Origin of the sequence: Thioalkalivibrio sp. ALJ12 (assembly GCF_000378305.1) — a bacterium.
In the GTDB taxonomy this organism is placed as follows: Bacteria; Pseudomonadota; Gammaproteobacteria; order Ectothiorhodospirales; family Ectothiorhodospiraceae; genus Thioalkalivibrio.
The window spans coordinates 285,226-304,212 of record NZ_KB899538.1 but is presented as its reverse complement, the minus strand read 5'-3'; the positions used below and the strand labels follow the sequence as shown (position 1 = coordinate 304,212).

Below are 18,987 nucleotides of genomic sequence, written 5' to 3'. Positions count from 1 at the left end.
GGGTGCGCAATGCAGAATGCGATTGAACTTCCGCCGCATGCCTCGTCCATGGTGGAGTCCATGAGGGACATCGGCTATTCCTTTCCCGCCGCGATAGCCGATATTGTCGATAACAGTATTTCCGCCAACGCACGGCGCATCGCAATCAACTTTCTCTGGAACGATGGGGACCCAGTCCTCGCCATCGCCGATGACGGTGATGGGATGGATGCCGATACTCTGCTCGAGGCTATGCGACCCGGCACGCACAATCCGCGTGGCGAGCGGGCGGCGACCGATCTCGGGCGCTTCGGTCTGGGGCTCAAGACCGCCTCTTTCTCGCAGTGTCGACGTCTGTCTGTCGTTTCGCACACGGACAGCGGCGAGATCGCTGGGTATTGCTGGGATCTCGATTACATCGCGGAAACCAACGCTTGGTCAGTTCAGCCCTTGTCCCCCGGGGCGATCAAGCAACTCCGTTTTCGAGAGCTACTGGGTAACCACGGCACTCTTGTCGTCTGGGAGAAGATAGATCGGCTGATGGACTTCACCTCTCAGCGGGCCGAGGACCTTTTTAATGACCATTTCGACGAAGCTCGCTATCACCTCCAGCTCGTCTTTCATCGTTTTCTGGAACCCATGGCGGATGAGAGGCACCTGCCGCGTATTCGTATCGAGATGAACGGTCTCGCCCTAGAGGCATTCAATCCATTCTTCCCGGATACCGATGCCCGCCAGATGCTGGTGACCGAGGATATTCCGGTTGAGGGCTCATACGTGCGCATACAGCCTTACGTGTTGCCGCACCACTCCCGGGTTGGCAAGGATGCGTACGAGCGTTACGCCGGCAGGGACGGGTACGCCCATACGCAGGGGTTTTACGTCTACCGCAACAGGCGTCTGATTGACCACGGCACTTGGTTCCGACTAATTCCAAAGCGTGAAATCACCCGTCTGGCCCGTGTCCGGATCGACATCCCGAACACGCTGGATCATCTCTGGGGAATCGACGTTCGCAAGTCACGAGCAACCCCCCCCGGTGTGATTCGCGAGAGCCTCAAACGGGTGATCGGAAGAATCACGGAGTCTGCGGGCAAAGTCTACACACACAGAGGGAAGAAGGCCGTAAGCCAGACAACAGCGCCAATCTGGCGGCGTCTGCTTCGGCACGGGGAGATCCACTACGTGATCAACCACGAGCATCCCTTGCTTGCCTCACTGCGGAAGGGGATGGGCGACGAGCAGAACCGGATGCTGAGCATGTTCCTGCGGCTTGCGGGGGAGAACATCCCGGCTGACATGATTTTCTCCGACATGTCCGGTGACCCTTCCAGCCTGGATGCCAACGAGTTGGAGGATGCAGATGGACTCAGAACCGATCTTCGAGCACTTATCGCGGTGTTGAGCGAATCCGGCTTCGACGAGGATGCCATTCGGGGGCATCTCGTCAGCGTGAGACCGTACAGCGCACATCCAGAGATCGTTGCCGAAGTTCTCGGAGAGAGCCTATGAACGCAGTCGAGACTGTCATGGACATGTTAAGGATCTCCCAGCTCCGAGACGGCTCAATGACTCATGACGAAATCGATAGTCTGGCGCGCAAGGTCGGCGGCGCTCTGGGTGCCTCGGAGGCGGACATAGAGGAAATTGTCCGGAAGATAGAGTCCGAGAATGACATCCGCATGATGGCCGGTTCGACTCTTATGGCACCTGGCTGGTCACCGTGGCTGGACGAGCGGAAGGCTGAGATCAACTGGGATTACTGGGATCGCTACCACCAACTCCTCCTCCAGAAGGGCTTGCCCGTCGGCATTATTTCGCGGATGGACGAGCTCACGGGCAAGATCTTGGGGCTGACAGAGAATCCTCACAAGGAGGGGGCATGGCGACGTCGCGGGCTGGTACTCGGGCATGTCCAGTCTGGCAAGACGGCGAACTATATCGGGCTGATCAACAAAGCAGCCGATGCAGGGTATCGAGTTATCGTCGTCATTGCGGGTATTCAGGAGGATCTGCGGCGCCAGACTCAGGCCCGCATCGATGAAGGTTTCACAGGGTATGACAGTGCCCAGAAGATGCAGACGGGGCAGCCAGTGGGTGTCGGGAACTGGCCTGGAGTGCGCCGACCTTTCAGTTATACGAACAAGCAATCGGACTTTCGCGTGGCGCTCGGGCGTCAGGCGGGGCATGAGCTTGCCTCCATCCAGGCGCCGGTTGTGTTCGTCATAAAGAAGAACCCCTCGACGCTTCGCCACCTAATCGAATGGCTCAGGGCCCATAACACGGGCTCCGACGGGATAATCCACGATCTTCCGATGCTTTTGATCGACGACGAGGCTGACAACGCGTCGATTAATACTGCCAAGAACCCGGAAGAAGCCACCCGGATTAATACCCAGATCCGCCAAGTATTTCATCTGTTCGCCAAGGCCTGTTACGTCGGATATACCGCAACACCCTTCGCCAACATCTTCATCGACAAGGATGTGGAGACGGAAGAACACGGCAGGGATCTGTTCCCTGAGGACTTCCTCGTAAGTCTTGATCCGCCAAGCAACTACATGGGGGCGGACACCTTCTTCTCGGAGCAGGAGGACGAGGAACGTAAGTATCTCCGAGATATCGTTGATGCAAGTGACCTGCTGCCGCTGAAGCATTCCAAGGAGTTCAGGCCTGATGAGCTTCCCGGCAGCCTCTACGAGGCGATTCGCACGTTTCTCTTGGCGGTGACGATTCGTAGTCTCCGCGGTGATGGCAACAAGCATGCATCCATGCTAGTCAACGTTTCCCGGTTCATCGACGTTCAGGCACATCTTCGGGAGCAGATAGGCGAGATCATCTGGTGCTACCTGAGAGACGTCAGGCACTACTCGAAACTTCCCACAACCGAGGCGATTCGCAACTCGTCGATGGCGGCGCTCCACGAGACTTGGAAGCACGAATTTTCCGGTGTTACCGAGTTCAGCTGGGCCGACGTGCAGCGGGAACTCTACAGTGCGACTGTGACGCTTCGGGTCGTGGCTATCAACGGGAGATCACAGGATGTTCTCGATTATCCAGCCTATGAGGGGATAGGCCTGAAGGCAATTGCCATCGGGGGGTTCTCACTATCCAGAGGACTGACTTTGGAAGGCCTCTGCGTTAGCTACTTCCGCCGTAATTCCGTGATGTACGACACCCTCCTGCAGATGGCCCGCTGGTTCGGTTACCGACCCGGATACGAAGACCTCTGCCGGCTGTGGATGGAACCAGAGGGGATGGGCTGGTTTATGCACATTCACCAAGCGGTCGAGGAGCTGCGGAGCGAGGTGCAGAGAATGGAGCGCTCGGGGATGGCCCCCCGTGACTTCGGCCTCAAGGTACGATCGCATCCGGAGTCGCTGATCGTCACCGCGCGGAACAAGATGCGCGCGAGCAAGGAGGTTCCACACAAAGTCGACCTCTCAAGCGAGCTGATCGAAACCCACAAGGTTTCCAGCGATCCTGACGAAACCGCTGCAAACTTCCGTCTCCTTGACTCTTTCGTGGATCGGATCGCTGGCTACCGGGTATCCAACCCGGAAGATTTCTGCTGCGGTCCCGGGAACCAGTTCCATCACCGCGTTCCCGTAAGTGATGTGCTCGAGTTTATTGAAGGGTTCCATGTGCATCCGGAACTACTGCTGCTCTACCAGGAGCCGATTCGCAAGTTCATCCGGAAAGGCGCGGAAGACGAGCTGGCGCTGTGGGACGTCGTACTCTGCGGGCTGGACGGCAAAAGGGAGGACAAGAGGTTCCAGTTGCCGTGTGGTGTGCGCCTGTTCAAGCAGGAGCGCACCGGCATTGACCTTTCATACAAGCGCTGGCATGGCTATGCGATTGGTGGAAGACAGCGCGTCTCGTCCCGGGGTATCGAGAAGATCGGCCTGACACCTGAACAGGCCCACGAGGCGCAGCAGGAGAATTCTGGCAAAAGTAACGTCCCCGACAAGGCCTACCGCGCCAAGAGGGAGCGGCCTCTACTCATGCTGCACTGGATTCACCTGTATGAACTGAATCCGAACGCCGAGGGCCGGAAAGCACGACAAGGTCGCACCCTGGATCCCGACGTGGTGGCTTTCGGAATCAGTTTCCCAAGGACGTCCCGAAAGGAGCCAGCAGTCGAGTATGTCGTTAACAAGACATGGATCGAGAGCGTGTTCGGGGCGACCGAGGACGTTGACGAGGAAATCGGTGACGATGGATCCATGGGATGAAATCGGAATTCCGGCGGCGCCGGGCGAGATAACCGCGAGGCGCTATGGCCCGAACGTACGCTGGGATTGGTATCGCGGCCGGGATAGTCGCGGACGCTGCCTGCTATTCATCAATACGGATGTCGACCCGTCGGGCACTCATTTTCCTGTCATTCAGGGGCTCGAAGTCCGGGCGCTGATCGATCGACCCGGTCTGTTCCGAATCCAAGTTGCCCTTAACGAACCGGATGCCCGGGAACCGTTCGGGCACGTCTGTGATGACCTTGTCGATTACTGCGAGCACACGGTGCAGCCGGAAGCGCTGCCGCGCCGGATTGCTGAGCGTCTGGAGGTATGGCGACGTCTCTGGCGTCGTCAACGCTTGGGCATCCTTTCAGAAGAGTCCCAGCGGGGGCTGCTCGCCGAACTGCTTTTTCTACGCGATATCTGGCTGGGAGTAGTGACCAACGAGCTGAACGCGGTCGAAACCTGGGAGGGCCCGGACGGCGGAAGTCAGGATTTCCGCCACGGATTCCAGGCTGTTGAGGTGAAGTCGAGGCCCCCTTCACGAAATAGCGTGCTGATCTCTTCGGCGGATCAGCTGTGGTTCGACGGTAACCTCTACCTCGTGGTTTACCCGATTGCGACTGTCGGGCAGCTTGAGGGGGATGCTCTTTCGCTGAACCAAGTAGTCGAAAGCGTGAGAACACGTCTTGCCAGTGGGCAGGCGCGTGACCGGCTGGACATCCGCTTGATCGATTTCGGCTACATCAACCGACGGGAATACGACGAGGAACGGTTTGTAACGGCGGAACCAACCGCTTACCACGTCGGACCGGGCTTCCCGGCGCTTCAGGACGCGGATCTGCCACCCGGCGTCGAAAGTATCCGCTACTCGGTAAATCTCAATTGGTGCGAGGAGCACCGTACTGAGTTGCCGGTTTTCCAGGAGTTGCTCCGTGCAGGCAATTGAAGAGTTCTACCACGGCTTCCATCAGGACGTCCTTGCCTCCGCGCAGGCCGGCTCTGATTTCCTTGAAAGTCAGTTCGCCGAGAAAATGGCGGGCTACCTAGAGGATGCTGGCGAGATCGAAGAGTTTAGCGCCCACTTCGCGCGGGACCCCTCTGGAAACTGGCGTGCAGACGGTTATGCGTGGGACGAGGATACTGGGACGTTCTCGCTGTTCCTTACCGATTTTCGTCCGGAGGAGAACCTTCACACGCTCATCCGCACTGAAGCGAATCCGCTTTTCAACAAAGGGCTACGGTTTCTTCACAAAGCGTTTGACCGGAACTTCGTGGAAGGCTTGGAGGAGACTTCGGCGGCCTTTGAAATTGCCAACCTTTTTCAGCATGTTCTGAAAGACATCTACAAGATTAATATGTATGTCCTGAGTAACGGGCAGCTAAGCCAGCGCTTCGGCGCCATTGACCCAGATGATCTGCACGGCATCCCAGTGCATTTCAAGGTGTGGGACCTCACCAAGGTGCTCCGCCTCGAAAGCTCGATGAGCGAACGTGAGGAACTGGTCATCGATTTCGAGAAGGATTTCGACGGCGGTATACAGTGCTTGCCTGCGGGGATCCACGGCACGGGGTACACCTCTTACATGCTGGTCATGCCCGGCGACTACCTGGCACGCCTGTACGGGCAATGGGGGTCACGTTTGCTGGAGCAGAATGTACGCAACTTCCTGCAGGCACGCGGGAAAGTAAACAAAGGGATCCGCAAGACCATCCACGAAGAACCGGGGATGTTCTTCGCCTATAACAACGGCATCACAGCGACAGCATCGGATGTCGAGATGACTGTAGACGATGGCAGACATCTCATTCGATCTATAACCAACCTTCAGATTGTCAATGGAGCCCAGACCACCGCTTCGCTGTTTAACGCTTTGCACAAGGACAAGGCCGATCTAGGCGAGATCGCCGTGCAGATGAAGCTTTCGGTAGTTGACGCTGAGCAGACCGAGTCAGTCGTTCCAAGGATTTCGCGCTATGCGAACAGCCAGAACAAAGTGAGCGAAGCTGATTTCTTTTCGAATCACCCCTTTCATCAGCGGATCGAGGAGATATCGCGGCGCCTTTATGCGCCTGCCGTCGGGGACGCTCAACAGGAGACCAAGTGGTTTTACGAGCGAACCAAGGGACAGTATCTCGACAAGCAGTCGCACCTCACGCCAGCCCAGAAGAAGAAGTTCCAGATCGAGTTCCCGCGGTCACAGGTGTTTACCAAGACCGATCTTGCAAAGTTCGAGAACGTCTGGCGGTGTATTCCGCATACGGTGAGTCTGGGCGCGCAGAAGAATTTCGCGAATTTCGCGGATTACATCGACAAGGCGTGGCAGTACCAAGACGCTGACTTCAACGAAGGCTATTTCCGCGAGATCGTCGCGAAGGCGATTATTTTCAGGCATCTCGAGAAGTTGGTTTCGAAGCAGCCTTGGTACCAGGGCGGGTACCGGGCGAACATTGTGGCCTACACCATTAGTTATATAGGCGACAAGCTGTCCAAGCGATCGGATCTGGTGGATTTTAAAAGGATCTGGAAACAGCAGTCCGTGGGGTCCGGCTTGGAAGAGGCAATGAGCGTGGTTGCTGGCTACGTCCATGACGCGCTGGTTGATACCCCGTCCAACGTCTCTAATGTCACTGAGTGGGCAAAGCGGCAAGCCTGCTGGGAGACGGTCAGGCGGCTGGATATCAAGCTTCCGACCTCTCTGGACAAGGAGCTGGTGTCCCGTGAGGAGGTAAAGCAGGAGAGAAAGGAAGCGCGATCAACGCAGCGCATTGACGATGGCATAGTGGCTCAATCCAGAGTCATGGAGCTTGGGCCGGATTACTGGACGAAGATTGCCCAGCGTGCCGCCGACGCGGGGGAGCTAACCGAGAAAACCGCAGGCATCTTGAAGATCGCGTGCGACCCGGCGATGCGCCGAATTCCTACGGAGAGACAGTCCCAGATCCTTCTCGAACTCGTTGCACGTCTCGAGTCCTGAAGTGTTGCGAAGTCTGCAGGCGTGTAGCGTAAGGCGCCCTTGGCAGCGGCTGTTTCCGAGGGACCACGGGGGTCAGACCTTGCGTTTTGCCCAGCGGTGTCCCTCCGTGAAGCAAGCCACCATGCCATCGGTGATGGACGGCACGCCCCCTCCCCATCGACGCCGGGGGCACCTTTGACCGCTGCAAGGACGGGGTCTAGCTTCAAGAGGGAGGGGCAAGGACGGCTGGCGAAGGCCGGCGCAACCTCGCGGAATCGCGCAGGAGGCTCACGATGCGCAGCGTAGACAACATGGCGGGGCTGGATGACCTCGCGAAGGCCTGCGCCTACTCCAGCTCGCGCGTGGATATCGACGCCGAGGGCTCCCGCATCATCGTGCACGACTGATCGGGCCTGGGCCTCTGGCCCGACCGGTGGCGACACTGCAACCTGGAGCGGTGGGCGATGTCGGTGATCCACTACGAGATGGAGATCGACGCCGCTCCGGAAGCGGTGTTCGATCTGATGGCCCGGGTGGAGGCGTTCGCCGCCTACAGTGAGGCCATCGAGTCCATCACCTGCGTCGGGCCCGAGCGCTACCGCTGGCGTGTGCGGGTGGCCGGGGTGCCGCTGGTCTTTGATGTGGAGGTGCTGGTCGCGGTCCCGCCGCGTCTGCTCGGCTGGCGCGCGCTGGCCGGGCTCTCCTGCGAGGGCTGCTACCGGCTGACGCCGAGCGCACGCGGCACGCATCTGGAACTAGCCGTGCGCTGCGGCGACGAGAACCCCCTGACCGATGGCCTGCTCGGCCTGGCTGCGCACCCGGTGCTGGATGCGCTGGGGGCGGAGGTGGTGCGCAACGCCTGGCCGCGCCTCCACGGGGCGTGAGCGCTACTGCTCCGCGTGGAACTCGCGGTATTCGTCGAGGAAGGCGAGGCGGGTGGTGTCGGTGACGCGGTCGATGAACAGGGTGCCATCGAGGTGGTCGAGCTCGTGCTGGAACACGGTGGCGAGGAAGCCCTCGGGTTCCAGGTGGCGGGGCGTGCCGTCGGGCTCGTGGTAATCCACGGCGATGTGGCGCGGCCGGGCGACCTCCCCGCGCAGCCCGGGTACGGACAGGCAGCCTTCCCAGTAGCGTTGCGGGGTTGGGTCCAGCACGGTGACGACGGGGTTCACGAGGGCCAGGCGGCCGGTCGGTACGGCACCGGGGTAGCGGGTATTGCCCGGCTGGATCTCGATCACGGCGACGCGATGCGGAACGCCAATCTGGGCAGCAGCCAGGCCGAGGCCTTCGCTGGCGTGCATGGTGTCGACGAGGTCGTCCACCAGGGCGTGCAGCCCGGGGCTGTCAAAATCGGATTCGGGTACCGGGTCGCAGACGCGACGCAGATCAGGGTGTCCCATGCGCAGAATACGGCGAACGCTCATGGGAAGGATGGTGCCACAGGAGAGATAATGGTGGCCGGGGACGGAATCGAACCGCCGACACGGGGATTTTCAATCCCCTGCTCTACCGACTGAGCTACCCGGCCATTTCTCGGAGGGATTCGCCCTTCGGGCGAAGGGCGGTATTAAAGCGGTCCGTGGCGGCTACGTCAAGCAATCGCCGCCGAACCGCCGGGAATCAGGACTGGTTCGGGTCGACGAAGCCTTCCGGCTTTTCCGAACCATCGCCGAACAGGAACTTTTCCATTTCCTCTTCCAGGAACTTGCGCGCCTTGGGGTCGACCGGGGTCAGGCGGTATTCGTTGATCAGCATGGTCTGGTGGCCGAGCCAGGCCTGCCAGGCCTCCTTGGACACGTTCAGGTAGATCTTCTTGCCCATCTCGCCGGGGTAGGGCGGAAAATCGAGCCCGTCGGCCTCTTTACCGAGTTTCACGCAGTTAACGGTTCGTGCCATTGCCGGAATCCTTGTGTTCGTGCAGATAACGCTGGATGGGAGCCGGGATGCCGACCGCCCGTGATGTGCCGGGTTTATACCAAATCGCCCTGTCGCCTTCCATGATCCCACACGCGTTCGGCGGGAGCCGGTAGCAGTGGATGCGCAGATCGAGGTGGTAGTGACTGAAGGTGTGGCGCAACCCGTTGGTGTCTTGTGCCTCGGCCTGCGGCCACTGGCTGCGCACCCACTCGTCGAGTTCGGGCGCCGCGGCGGCCTCGGGGAGGCTGTACAGCCCGCCCCAGATGCCCTGTGCCGCGCGTTGTACCAGCAGGCTGCCCTGGACGGTTTGCAGGTGGGCGGCGTGGCGGATGCGCGTGGGCAGGTCCTTGCGTGGGCGCGGCGCGGGCAGCTCTCCGGTCCGGTCTTGCGCCAGGGCCTGGCAGTCGCCGGCTACGGGGCACTGGGGGCAGTCCGGGCGCGTGCGCGTACACAGGAGGGCGCCCAGGTCCATGATGGCCTGGGTGTAGTCGGCGCAGCGGGTGGTCGGGGTGCGTGCCTCCGCCTCGGCCCACAGTTCGCGCTGGACGCTCGGGCTGCCGGGCCAGCCTTCGACGGCCGCGTGGCGGGCGAGGACGCGCTTGGCGTTGCCGTCCAGGATGGGCTCCGGCCGGTCGTGGGCCTGGGCGATGATCGCGGCCGCCGTGGAGCGGCCGATGCCGGGGAGCTGTTCCAGGGCCTCGCGCGTATCCGGAAAGTCTCCGCCATGCTCGCTCACGATGTGTTGTGCGGCGCGATGCAGGTTGCGGGCGCGGGCGTAGTAGCCGAGGCCGGACCACAGATGCAGGACCGTGTCCTGGTCGGCGGCCGCGAGGGATTCGACGTCGGGGAAGTGTTCCATGAAGCGCAGGAAGTACGGGGTCACCGTCTCCACGCGCGTCTGTTGCAGCATGATCTCGGAGACCCAGACGCGATAGGGCGTGCGAGGGTGCTGCCAGGGGAGGTCGCTGCGGCCGTGCCGGGCGAACCAGGCAAGCAGCCGTTCGGCAAAGGGTGTCATTGCGGGGGTGTCGAAATGAAGCGGCCGGCCTCGAAGGCCGGCCGCTTGAATGCCGAGTTCGCCGGCACGATTACCGCAGGCGCTCGCGCAGGCCGCGTTCCAGCTCGCGTCGAAGATCGCGTTCGCCGGACTCTTCCGTCTCGCCTTCGGCGTCGTCACTGCGATCGCCGTCGAGGCGCTGCATCAGGCGATCGCGCAGGCGCTCTTCTTCTTCGCCCAGGCGGTCGCGGACATCGTCCTCGAAGCGCTCGCGCAGGATGTCTTCCAGGTCGAGGCGAAAGCTGGGGTCGCCAAAGGTGCCCGAGATGCGGATCGGCAGGCGGATGCCGCTCAGGTCTTCCAGGGAGCGTCCGCCCTGGCCCTCGAGGGTGCCCACGATGGTGGTGTTGACGAGGTAGTCGAGGGTGTCATCGGTAAGATCGGCGCTGCCCTCGCCACGCACGCGCAGGAGCGGGGAGTTGGCCACCAGGTCGTCGTTGTGCACGACGCCATCGCGAATGTCGAAGGTGCCGGTCAGGTCGCTGAAGTCGGTCTGGTTGGGTTCGTCTTCTTCCAGCCGTTCACCGCGCAGGCGCGCCTCCGCTCGGCGGATCACCTGGGCGACGTTGATGCCACGAACGGCACCGTCGGAGAACTGCATGGAGCCGGAGCCGTTCAGTGCGCTGCGCAGCGCGTTGACGGTGTTTCCGCGAGTGGCGATATCGAGTTCCAGATCGCCGATGCCCATGAGCCGAGCGTCATCGCCCTGCATGTCTTCCAGCAGGGCGCCGATGTCCAGGTCGGCCAGGTCGGCCGCGAGTTCGTAGCGCGGGGTGTCTTCGCGTACGTCGACGCGCACGCGGCTGGTCAGCTGGCCTTCGTAGGCTTGCGCTTCCAGCGGGTCGATGCGCCAGTCGCCTTCGTTGGCGCGGATCTCCAGCTGGATGTTGCGCATCACCATACCCAGAGCGTCCAGGCGCTCCAGCGCCATCTCGCCGCGTACGTCGATCCCGCGCAGCAGCTCCACCGGAAGCTCGATGGCGATGTCGTCATCGTCGTCGCGTTCGCCATTCGAGGGGCCGCCCTCGGTGCGGGCCTGTTCCACTTCGGGTGGCAGGTAGCGATCGAGGTTCAGCTCGTTGCCGCTCAGGTCGAAGTCGAACAGCGGACGCTCGCCACTGGTGTCCCACCGGGCGTTGCCGGTCAGCCGCGTATCGTCGATGGTCACCAGGAACGGGCTCAGCTCCAGTGACGTCAGGCTGCCGCGGGCCGAGAGGTCCAGCGCTACACGCTTGAGGGCGTCCGGGTCATTGGTTTTGGGCGGTTCGAGACCGATATCTTCCATCAGGTCCGGGACCGAGAAGGTGTTGCTGCGCAGTTCGCTGCGCACGGCCAGCTCTTCGCCTGCGCCCAGCCCGGTCAGCTCGGTGAAGCCCGTCAGGCGCACATCACCCACGCCAACGGTTACGCGCTCAAAGCGCATCTTGGTCTCGTCAGCGATCTCCAGCGCGACGTCGGTTTCCAGAGAGACGCCGATCGGGCGCGGCAGTCCGGCACCTTCTACGCCAAAGTTCGCGTTCAGGCGGCGGATGGAATAGCGATTGCTCAAGAGGTCCAGATTCATCAGGCCCTCCAGGTTCATCGCGAATTCGACCGGCTCGTCCAGGTCACCGCCCTCGGCGTTGACCACGGCCTCCATCTCCAGTGGTGTTTCCACCCCGGGGCGGAAGCGACCGACCTCGAGGCGGAAGGGATCCAGCGTGGCCTGCAGTCCGGTCATGCGGTCGTCCCAGTGCACCCGGGTGTTGGTCAGGGTTACACCGGCGATGCCGATGCGCTCCATGGCCAGACGCGATTCGGTGGCGGTGCGTTCCTCGCCGTTGTCGCCGGTGACGGCCTCGTCGCGGGCATCCTCGGCACGTTCGGTCAGGTCGTCCCAGTTGGTGCGCCCGTCTTCGTCGCGCGCCAGGTTCAGGCGCACGCCATCCCCCTCGATGTGCCGCACGTCCAGCTCGCGCCGAAGCAGCGGCATCACCGCCACGGAGACATCGACGACATCCAGCTCGGCGAAGGGATCGTCGCCAAAGCCCTCGGCATTGCCGAAGCGAACCTCTTCCAGGCGCAGGCCGAGGTTGGGGAAGAAGGTTAGGCCGATCGGGCCTTCCAGGGTCAGTTCGCGACCGGTGGCATCGCGGACTTCAGCCTCGATGCGCTCCTTGTAGTCGTTGGCGTCGAAGGTCGCGACCAGGTAAACGGCGACAATCACGGCCAGCAGCAACAGGATCGCGATCAGGGCCAGCAGGCGCTTGATCCATTTCATCGGGGTTCTCCTTGCGTCGTGTCCGCACGCCAGGTGCCGCTGCGGCCGCCACGCTTCTCCAGCAGGCGCACGCCATCGATCACCATGCCGCGGTCCACGGCCTTGCACATGTCATACACCGTCAGCAGTGCGGTGGAGACCGCGGTCAGGGCCTCCATCTCCACGCCCGTCCTGGCGTGGACCTCGCAGGTCGCCTGCACACGGACGGCGGTACTCTCGATATCCAGTTCCAGGGCCACCCGTGTCAGACCGATTGGGTGGCACAGCGGGATCAGGTCACCGGTACGCTTGGCTCCCATGATACCCGCGACACGAGCGATCCCGAGAACGTCCCCCTTGGCATGGCGGCCTTCGCGGATACGCTGCAGGGTCTCCGGCTGCATGTGGATGCGGCCTTCGGCAATCGCCACCCGGTGGGTGATCGACTTGTCGCCGACATCGACCATGTGCGCATGGCCTTCGGCATCGAAGTGAGTGAAATCGTTCATCGTCGCTATAATGCTTGACTTGAACCCGTGATGACAGGGGCCCGCATGACCGTAACTGTTCACTACTTTGCACGCCTGCGCGAGGAAATGGGGCGCGCCGACGAGCAGGCCGAGCTGCCCACCGAATCGATCTCGGTGGGGGATCTCTGGCGGCATCTGCATGGCGATGCCCCGCCGGAACGCCTGATGGTGGCGGTCAACCAGGAACAGGCTGCACTGGATACGGTTGTGCGCGATGGTGACGAGGTCGCCTATTTCCCGCCGGTGACCGGGGGCTGAGGTGGCCGTCGAGCTCTACAGTGAAGACTTCGACCCCTGGGCGCTGGTGGCCCGTGCAGAGCGGGATATCCCGGCCGAGGCGCGCGGGGCGGCCAGCGTGTTTGTCGGGCGCATGCGCGACTTCAACGAAGACGACACTGTGACCGGGCTGTTCCTGGAGCACTATCCCGGCATGACCGAGCGCGAACTGGAGCGCATCGTCGCCGAGGCCGAGTCGCGCTGGCCGCTGCTGGGCTGTCTGGTCGCGCATCGTGTAGGGGACGTGCGGCCGGGCGATGCCCTGGTGCTGGTGGCCACCTGGTCCGCGCACCGGATCGCCGCGCGCGATGCCTGCTCCGACATCCTGGAACGCCTCAAGCACGAGGCCCCGTTCTGGAAGCGCGAACGCCTCGCCGACGGCAGCGACCGCTGGGTCGAGAAAAACACCCCCGGCTTCTGATCCTTCCCGGCTCGAGGTGCAGTCTGCCAGGCCCGGTCATCCCGGCCGCAGCGAAGCGGAGAGCCGCGATCTCCTGCACAAGGCTGACATCAGGCCCCGAGATCCCGGATAACCGCTGCGCGGTTTCCGGGATGACGACATGGGGGGGGCGGCGAGGTGGACGAAGCTCTGTGGGAGCCTGCTTGCAGGCGAAGCCCCTGCCAAAGCCGGAAGGGCAGCTCTAGCGCAACGTCAGATAGAGCGTCTGATTGCCGCGGCGAAGCTGCAGCTCCAGTGCCTGGTGCGGCGATAGCTGGCGCGGCAGATCGGACAGGTGCTCGACGCGCTGGCGGTTGACCGCCAGCAGCACGTCGCCGGGGCGAATCCCCGCTCGGGCGCCCGGGGTGCCCGCCTCCACGTCGATGATGACGACACGGCTGCGACTGGCACCGGGCGGTGTGTGTTCCGCCAGGCGCACGCCCTCCAGCCGTGGATGGATCGCAGCGCCCTCGGCCTGGCGGATCTCGGGGCGTTCCAGGCGCGTGGTCAGGGTGCGCTCGCGCCCGTCGCGCAGGACCAGCATCTCCACCTCGCTCCCCACCCGCAGCAGACCCAGGCGGTTGCGCAGGTCCGCGGCATTGCGCACGGCTTTTCCGTCGATGGTCAGCACCACGTCGCCGGCCTCGATCCCGGCACGGCTCGCGGCGGAGTCCGGTTGTACGTCGGTAATGACCGCGCCCTGGGTAACGTCGAGATCGAAGGCCTGCGCCAGCGCCGGCGTCAGGTCCTGGATGCCGACGCCCAGTGCGCCGCGCTCGACGCGGCCCTCGGCGACCAGCAGATCCTGGATCTGGCGCGCCATGTTGGTCGGGATCGCGAACCCGATGCCGATGTTGCCGCCGCCGCGCGCCAGGATGGCGGTGTTGATGCCGACCAGTTCCCCGCGCAGGTTCACCAGCGCGCCGCCCGAGTTGCCCGGGTTGATGGAGGCATCGGTCTGGATGAAGTCCTCGAACCCGGAGCCGCCGAGTCCGCTGCGCCCCAGCGCGGAGACGATGCCGCTGGTCACCGTCTGGCCGAGGCCGAACGGGTTGCCGATCGCGACGACAAAGTCGCCGACGCGCAGGGCATCGGAATCCGCCAGTGGGATCGCGCGCAAGTTCTCTGCGTCGATGCGGATCACGGCCACGTCGGTTGCCGGGTCGGTACCAACCACCTCCGCCTCGTACTGGCGCCCGTCGTACAGGGTCACCAGGATCTCGTCCGCGCGCGCGATCACATGGCTGTTGGTCAGGATGGTGCCTTCGGCCGCATCCACGATCACGCCCGAGCCGAGCCCCTGACGCTCGCGTTCGCGCTGGCGCTCGGGCAGGTCGAAGAAACGGCGGAAGAACGGGTCGTCGAACAGCGGATTGACGGATTCCACCACGCGGGCGCGGGTGGCGATATTGACGACCCCGGGGATGGTGCGTTCCAGCATCGGGGCCAGAGAGGGCAGGGGCTGGCCGTCGACCTCGGCGGGGAGTTGTGCCAGGGCCGGGCCGGCCCAGGCGAGGGTCGACAGCAGAATCAGGAAAGAGACCAGCCGACGCATGCGCGCTCCTTGTGTCCGTGCACTACGTGTCCGTGAACTACGGTGTCAGCCCTGCGCGCGGGGCAAACGAGGACTGTTCCGCCATCTTGCGGTACCAGTCGCCGGCCTCGTCCTCGGGCGGGGCCTGGATCATCAGCTTCAGGTACAGGTCGCCGGGCGGTTTGCCCGGCAGGCCCTTGCCCTTCAGACGCATCTGCTTGCCGGACTGCGAACCCGCCGGGATCTTCAGGTTGACCCAGCCGTGCGGTGTGGGGACCTCGATGGTGGCGCCCAGTGCGGCCTCCCAGGGGGTGATCGGGATGTCGCGGGAGAGGTTGCGGCCCTCGACGCGGTAGCGGCTGTCGGGCTTGATGCGAATCTCGAGCAGCAGATCGCCAGAGCCGCCGGTGCCCACGCCCGGGTCGCCCTGGCCGCGCACGCGCAGGCGCGAGCCGTCCTTGGCCCCGGCCGGGATACGCACGCGCTGCACGCGCCCGTCGGCATCGTTGACGGAGATCTCCGTGCCCTTAAGGGCCTGATCGAGCGTGATCTCGACCTTACCCTCGCGGTCGGCACCACGCATGTTGAAGCCGCCCGCACCGCGGCGACGGCCCGCGCCGCCCATCCCGGCACCGCCGAAGATGGACTCGAAGAAGTCGGAAAAGCCGCCGAAATCGGCTCCGCCTCCGGCGCCCGCGCCACGGTGCTGGGCCCAGCCGTCCCATCCAGGCGGCGGACGAAAGTCCTGCCCCTGGCGCCAGTTGGAGCCGAGCTGGTCGTAGGCCTTGCGCTTTTCCGGGTCGCCCAGGGCCTCGTAGGCCTCGTTGACCTCCTTGATTCGGGTCTCGGCATCCGGGGCCTTGCTGACGTCCGGGTGATACTTGCGCGCCAGCTTGCGGTACGCCTTCTTGATGGCGTCCTGGCTGGCGTCGCGGCTGACGCCGAGGATCTTGTAGTAGTCCTTGTATTCCATTGCACTCCCAGAGTTGCCTCTGTCCGATCCCCGGGGGACACCCGGATCCCTTGGTGGTTGTCGGCCCGTACCCGATCTTTCCCATGATAGCCGGGATTCGGCTGTCACCCGTGCATCGGCTTCATGAAACGGGTGGCGATGATCCTGTTGCCGCCATCAAAAAACGAGGCGCCGCCCGCTTGCGCCGGCAGCGCCCGAATTCCGGCAGCCGTGACGGCTGCCGGCAGGGTTGGTGCCGGATCAGCCCGTGATCTCGATCCGGCGTGGCTGTACGCGTGCCTGTTTCGGAATACGAACCTCCAGCACCCCGTTTTCGGAGCGCGCGGAGATGTTTTCGGCATCCGCGGTGTCCGGCAGCGAGAAGCGGCGGAAGAAGGTGCCGCGCACCCGCTCGATCCGCTTGTAGCCGTTCTTTTCCTCTTCGCTTTCGTGCTTGCGCTCGCCGCGCAGGGTCAGCACGCCGTTCTCCATGTGGAGTTCAATGTCCTTCGGGTCCACGCCGGGGATGTCCGCGTGCAGCACGTAGGCATCGGTCTCCTCGCGGATATCGACGGCAGGCGCCCAGTCGGACGTCGCGGCGGAGTCGTCCGTGCCGGGCATATCCGGCATGCGGCCGAGTTCGCGCGACAGCTGACCCAGCAGGCTCCACGGTTCGTAACGCATCATTGTCATGGCTTTACCCTCCTCTTCCGGGTGTCAACTCTGACTCACCCATGGAGATAGGGGCCGCCGGGTAAATTTCAAGGGGTGGGAAAGGGGGCTGCGGCGCGCTGTCAGGGCCGTGTGAGGCGGCGGAAATCCAGCAGGCGATGCTGGTCGTCGGTGACCAACTCGAACACGCCATAGACGCCGCGCTGGTCGAGGTGCTGACGCAGCAGCCGGGCGGGAAACTGCACGCTGATGCCGCCTTCCGACTCGGCGTAGACGACCGCCGCGCGCCCGGTGTAGTAGTCCTCCATCTCGTGGCGCGAGATGGACAGGTGCACGCGGTAGCGATGCATTAAGGAAACACCGATTATTCGAGGTTCTGTACCTGCTCGCGCATCTGCTCGATCAGGACCTTCATCTCGACGGTTGCGCGGGTGATCTCCAGGTCATGCGACTTGGAGGCGAGGGTATTCGTCTCGCGGTTGAACTCCTGCATCAGGAAATCCAGGCGCCGCCCGCTGGGGCCGTCCTTGCCCAGGATCTCGCGCACCGCCTTCACGTGGCCGTCGATGCGATCCAGCTCCTCGGCGATATCCAGGCGTTGTGCCAGTAGCGCCACCTCCTGCTCCAGCCGCTTCGGGTCCAGGCTCAGGTCTAGCTCGTTGATGCGGCTCAGGGTGCGTTCGCGCTGTTCGACCAGCATCGGCTCGCGCCGCTCGCGGATGAGCACGACATGCTCGGCCAGGGCCTCCAGGCGATCGCGCAGGCCGTTGACCAGTTCCTGGCCCTCGGCCTCGCGCATCGCCACCAGGGCGTCGATCGCGCTGTCGAGCTCGGCAAGAATGGGGCCGGCGAGGCGGTCGGTGTCGATTTTCGCCCCCTCCAGCACCCCGGGCCAGGCGAGGATATCCAGCGGCGACACGCTGGCATCGTGTTTCATCATGTCGGCGACGGATTCGGTCGCCTCGATCAGCGACTGCACGCGGTCCACGTCGAATGCGGTGGGCGAGCCGCCCGACTGGCCGCGATCGCGCAGCACCACATCGACCTTGCCCCGACTCAGCCGTTTCTTGAGGCGATTGCGCACCTCGGGCTCCAGCGCCCGCAGGGCCTCCGGCAGGTGGATGCGCAACTCGAGATAGCGATGGTTGACGCTCTTCAGTTCCCAGTCGTAAACGCCCTGGTCCAGCGTCATCGGCTGCCGGGCGAAGCCGGTCATGCTCGCGATCATAAGGTCCCCTGTTGATAGCCCTGCGCGTGGTAACAGCCCGGTGCGCGTGTGATTTGCTGGCGTCTTCGGCCGCCTTTGCCCCAGATCCGCCGCGGGCGCGCTCATGTGAGAGCCTCTCCCGTCTCCCGTATACTGCGCGCCACTCCAATCTAGCAAGGATCAAGCATGCGACCCAGTGGCCGACAAGCCGACGAGATGCGCCCGGTGCGTTTTACCCGCCATTTCACCCGGCACGCGGAGGGTTCCGTGCTGGTGGAGTTCGGCGACACCCGGGTGCTGTGCAACGCGACCATCGAGTCGCGCGTGCCGCCGTGGCTGAAGAACAAGGGTCGCGGCTGGGTGACGGCGGAGTACAGCATGCTGCCACGCTCGACGCACGACCGCATGGCGCGCGAGGCCGCGCGCGGCAAGCTGGGCGGACGCACCATGGAGATCCAGCGTCTGATCGGCCGCTCCCTGCGCGCCGTGGTTGACCTGGAGGCCCTGGGCGAGCGCCAGATCATCGTCGACTGCGATGTCATCCAGGCTGACGGCGGGACCCGTACCGCCTCGATCAGCGGTGCCTATGTCGCCCTGCGCGACGCGATCCGCAAGGCGCGCGAGCAGGGCATGATCCGCAAGGACCCGCTGCACGGGCACCTGGCGGCGATCTCGGTGGGCATCTTCAACGGTGCGCCGGTCCTCGACCTGGATTACGACGAGGACTCCCAGGCCGAGACCGACCTGAACCTGGTGATGAACGAGGCCGGCGGCGTGATCGAGATCCAGGGGACGGCCGAGGGCCATGCCTTCCGCCGCGACGAGCTGAACCAGATGCTGGATCTGGGCGAGAAGGGCATCCAGCAGATCGTCGAGGCCCAGCGGGCGGCGCTGGCCAAGGGAGACACTGATTGATGGACACGTTCGCGTTGGCGCCCCATGTTTCCCGAGACCAGGCGCGGCGCGCAGTCGGTAGTGGTGCTACCGGCA

General features: G+C 63.5%; 18 protein-coding genes and 1 tRNA gene. 8 read left to right on the top strand and 11 right to left on the bottom strand.

Going from position 1 to position 18,987, the window contains the following annotated elements; genetic code table 11:
- Window positions 1-9 precede the first annotated feature (9 nt).
- The 5 genes from F467_RS0101540 (at window position 10) to F467_RS0101510 (ending at window position 8,058) form a co-directional block, all read left to right on the top strand.
- Entirely contained in the window at window positions 10-1,491 is a 1,482-nt protein-coding gene (locus F467_RS0101540; RefSeq protein WP_018139481.1) for an ATP-binding protein, read from the top strand.
- Complete coding sequence (locus tag F467_RS0101535) at window positions 1,488-4,214, top strand: Z1 domain-containing protein (RefSeq protein ID WP_018139480.1); 2,727 nt, start codon at window positions 1,488-1,490, stop codon at window positions 4,212-4,214. Before F467_RS0101540 ends, F467_RS0101535 begins: the two co-directional genes overlap by 4 nt.
- A complete protein-coding gene (locus tag F467_RS13290; protein WP_081601224.1) occupies window positions 4,198-5,166 on the top strand; it encodes a PD-(D/E)XK motif protein in 969 nt (322 codons plus the stop codon). Before F467_RS0101535 ends, F467_RS13290 begins: the two co-directional genes overlap by 17 nt.
- Window positions 5,153-7,195, top strand: a complete 2,043-nt coding sequence (locus F467_RS0101520) for an AIPR family protein (protein WP_018139477.1) — start codon at window positions 5,153-5,155, stop codon at window positions 7,193-7,195. The genes F467_RS13290 and F467_RS0101520 overlap by 14 nt, the downstream gene beginning before the upstream one ends.
- A 443-nt stretch (window positions 7,196-7,638) precedes the next feature.
- Complete coding sequence (locus tag F467_RS0101510) at window positions 7,639-8,058, top strand: SRPBCC family protein (protein ID WP_018139475.1); 420 nt, start codon at window positions 7,639-7,641, stop codon at window positions 8,056-8,058.
- A 3-nt stretch (window positions 8,059-8,061) separates the two neighbouring features.
- On the opposite strand, the gene def is transcribed toward F467_RS0101510, so the two are convergent.
- From def to moaC, 6 genes are all read right to left on the bottom strand, one after another.
- Window positions 8,062-8,598 (bottom strand): peptide deformylase, encoded by a 537-nt coding sequence (def, locus tag F467_RS0101505; RefSeq protein ID WP_018139474.1) that lies wholly within the window; start codon window positions 8,596-8,598, stop codon window positions 8,062-8,064.
- Between the two features lie 28 nt (window positions 8,599-8,626).
- Window positions 8,627-8,702 (bottom strand) — tRNA-Phe (locus F467_RS0101500).
- 92 nt (window positions 8,703-8,794) lie between these two features.
- Complete coding sequence (locus F467_RS0101495) at window positions 8,795-9,070, bottom strand: oxidative damage protection protein (RefSeq protein WP_012983847.1); 276 nt, start codon at window positions 9,068-9,070, stop codon at window positions 8,795-8,797.
- On the bottom strand, window positions 9,054-10,109 hold the full coding sequence (gene mutY / locus F467_RS0101490) for an A/G-specific adenine glycosylase (protein WP_012983846.1): 1,056 nt from the start codon (window positions 10,107-10,109) through the stop codon (window positions 9,054-9,056). The genes F467_RS0101495 and mutY overlap by 17 nt, the downstream gene beginning before the upstream one ends.
- A 70-nt stretch (window positions 10,110-10,179) precedes the next feature.
- Window positions 10,180-12,408 carry an AsmA family protein gene (locus F467_RS0101485; protein ID WP_018139472.1) on the bottom strand — a complete coding sequence of 743 codons (2,229 nt, stop codon included), beginning with the start codon at window positions 12,406-12,408 and terminating at the stop codon, window positions 10,180-10,182.
- Window positions 12,405-12,896 (bottom strand): cyclic pyranopterin monophosphate synthase MoaC, encoded by a 492-nt coding sequence (moaC, locus tag F467_RS0101480; protein ID WP_018139471.1) that lies wholly within the window; start codon window positions 12,894-12,896, stop codon window positions 12,405-12,407. Before moaC ends, F467_RS0101485 begins: the two co-directional genes overlap by 4 nt.
- A gap of 45 nt (window positions 12,897-12,941) precedes the next feature.
- Between moaC and moaD the strand changes: the two genes are divergently transcribed.
- Together moaD and F467_RS0101470 are read left to right on the top strand one after the other, a co-directional pair.
- Window positions 12,942-13,175 (top strand): molybdopterin converting factor subunit 1, encoded by a 234-nt coding sequence (gene moaD, locus F467_RS0101475; protein ID WP_018139470.1) that lies wholly within the window; start codon window positions 12,942-12,944, stop codon window positions 13,173-13,175.
- A 1-nt stretch (window position 13,176) separates the two neighbouring features.
- Window positions 13,177-13,614: a molybdenum cofactor biosynthesis protein MoaE gene (locus tag F467_RS0101470; RefSeq protein ID WP_012983842.1), complete on the top strand. Its 438-nt coding sequence runs from the start codon at window positions 13,177-13,179 to the stop codon at window positions 13,612-13,614.
- A 220-nt stretch (window positions 13,615-13,834) separates the two neighbouring features.
- Here F467_RS0101470 and F467_RS0101465 read toward each other — a convergent pair whose 3' ends face one another.
- The 5 genes from F467_RS0101465 to F467_RS0101445 all read right to left on the bottom strand — a co-directional run bounded on the left by F467_RS0101465 (window position 13,835) and on the right by F467_RS0101445 (window position 18,018).
- Window positions 13,835-15,187, bottom strand: a complete 1,353-nt coding sequence (locus tag F467_RS0101465; RefSeq protein ID WP_018139469.1) for a Do family serine endopeptidase — start codon at window positions 15,185-15,187, stop codon at window positions 13,835-13,837.
- A 37-nt stretch (window positions 15,188-15,224) separates the two neighbouring features.
- A complete protein-coding gene (locus F467_RS0101460; protein WP_012983840.1) occupies window positions 15,225-16,139 on the bottom strand; it encodes a DnaJ C-terminal domain-containing protein in 915 nt (304 codons plus the stop codon).
- A 240-nt stretch (window positions 16,140-16,379) separates the two neighbouring features.
- On the bottom strand, window positions 16,380-16,811 hold the full coding sequence (locus tag F467_RS0101455; protein ID WP_012983839.1) for an Hsp20/alpha crystallin family protein: 432 nt from the start codon (window positions 16,809-16,811) through the stop codon (window positions 16,380-16,382).
- Between the two features lie 101 nt (window positions 16,812-16,912).
- A complete protein-coding gene (locus F467_RS0101450) occupies window positions 16,913-17,140 on the bottom strand; it encodes a DUF2835 family protein (RefSeq protein ID WP_012983838.1) in 228 nt (75 codons plus the stop codon).
- A gap of 14 nt (window positions 17,141-17,154) precedes the next feature.
- Window positions 17,155-18,018 carry a YicC/YloC family endoribonuclease gene (locus F467_RS0101445; RefSeq protein ID WP_012983837.1) on the bottom strand — a complete coding sequence of 288 codons (864 nt, stop codon included), beginning with the start codon at window positions 18,016-18,018 and terminating at the stop codon, window positions 17,155-17,157.
- 165 nt (window positions 18,019-18,183) lie between these two features.
- On the opposite strand from F467_RS0101445, the gene rph reads away from it, so the two are divergent.
- Entirely contained in the window at window positions 18,184-18,912 is a 729-nt protein-coding gene (rph, locus tag F467_RS0101440) for a ribonuclease PH (protein WP_012983836.1), read from the top strand.
- Window positions 18,913-18,987 lie beyond the last annotated feature (75 nt).

Coding starts and splice junctions, on each gene's coding strand:
- F467_RS0101540 (WP_018139481.1), top strand. CDS start 10: ATGCAGAATGCGATTGAACTTCCGCCGCATGCCTCGTCCATGGTGGAG.
- F467_RS0101535 (WP_018139480.1), top strand. CDS start 1,488: ATGAACGCAGTCGAGACTGTCATGGACATGTTAAGGATCTCCCAGCTC.
- F467_RS13290 (WP_081601224.1), top strand. CDS start 4,198: ATGGATCCATGGGATGAAATCGGAATTCCGGCGGCGCCGGGCGAGATA.
- F467_RS0101510 (WP_018139475.1), top strand. CDS start 7,639: ATGTCGGTGATCCACTACGAGATGGAGATCGACGCCGCTCCGGAAGCG.
- def (WP_018139474.1), bottom strand. CDS start 8,598: ATGAGCGTTCGCCGTATTCTGCGCATGGGACACCCTGATCTGCGTCGC.
- F467_RS0101495 (WP_012983847.1), bottom strand. CDS start 9,070: ATGGCACGAACCGTTAACTGCGTGAAACTCGGTAAAGAGGCCGACGGG.
- mutY (WP_012983846.1), bottom strand. CDS start 10,109: ATGACACCCTTTGCCGAACGGCTGCTTGCCTGGTTCGCCCGGCACGGC.
- F467_RS0101485 (WP_018139472.1), bottom strand. CDS start 12,408: ATGAAATGGATCAAGCGCCTGCTGGCCCTGATCGCGATCCTGTTGCTG.
- moaC (WP_018139471.1), bottom strand. CDS start 12,896: ATGAACGATTTCACTCACTTCGATGCCGAAGGCCATGCGCACATGGTC.
- moaD (WP_018139470.1), top strand. CDS start 12,942: ATGACCGTAACTGTTCACTACTTTGCACGCCTGCGCGAGGAAATGGGG.
- F467_RS0101465 (WP_018139469.1), bottom strand. CDS start 15,187: ATGCGTCGGCTGGTCTCTTTCCTGATTCTGCTGTCGACCCTCGCCTGG.
- F467_RS0101460 (WP_012983840.1), bottom strand. CDS start 16,139: ATGGAATACAAGGACTACTACAAGATCCTCGGCGTCAGCCGCGACGCC.
- F467_RS0101455 (WP_012983839.1), bottom strand. CDS start 16,811: ATGACAATGATGCGTTACGAACCGTGGAGCCTGCTGGGTCAGCTGTCG.
- F467_RS0101450 (WP_012983838.1), bottom strand. CDS start 17,140: ATGCATCGCTACCGCGTGCACCTGTCCATCTCGCGCCACGAGATGGAG.
- F467_RS0101445 (WP_012983837.1), bottom strand. CDS start 18,018: ATGATCGCGAGCATGACCGGCTTCGCCCGGCAGCCGATGACGCTGGAC.
- rph (WP_012983836.1), top strand. CDS start 18,184: ATGCGACCCAGTGGCCGACAAGCCGACGAGATGCGCCCGGTGCGTTTT.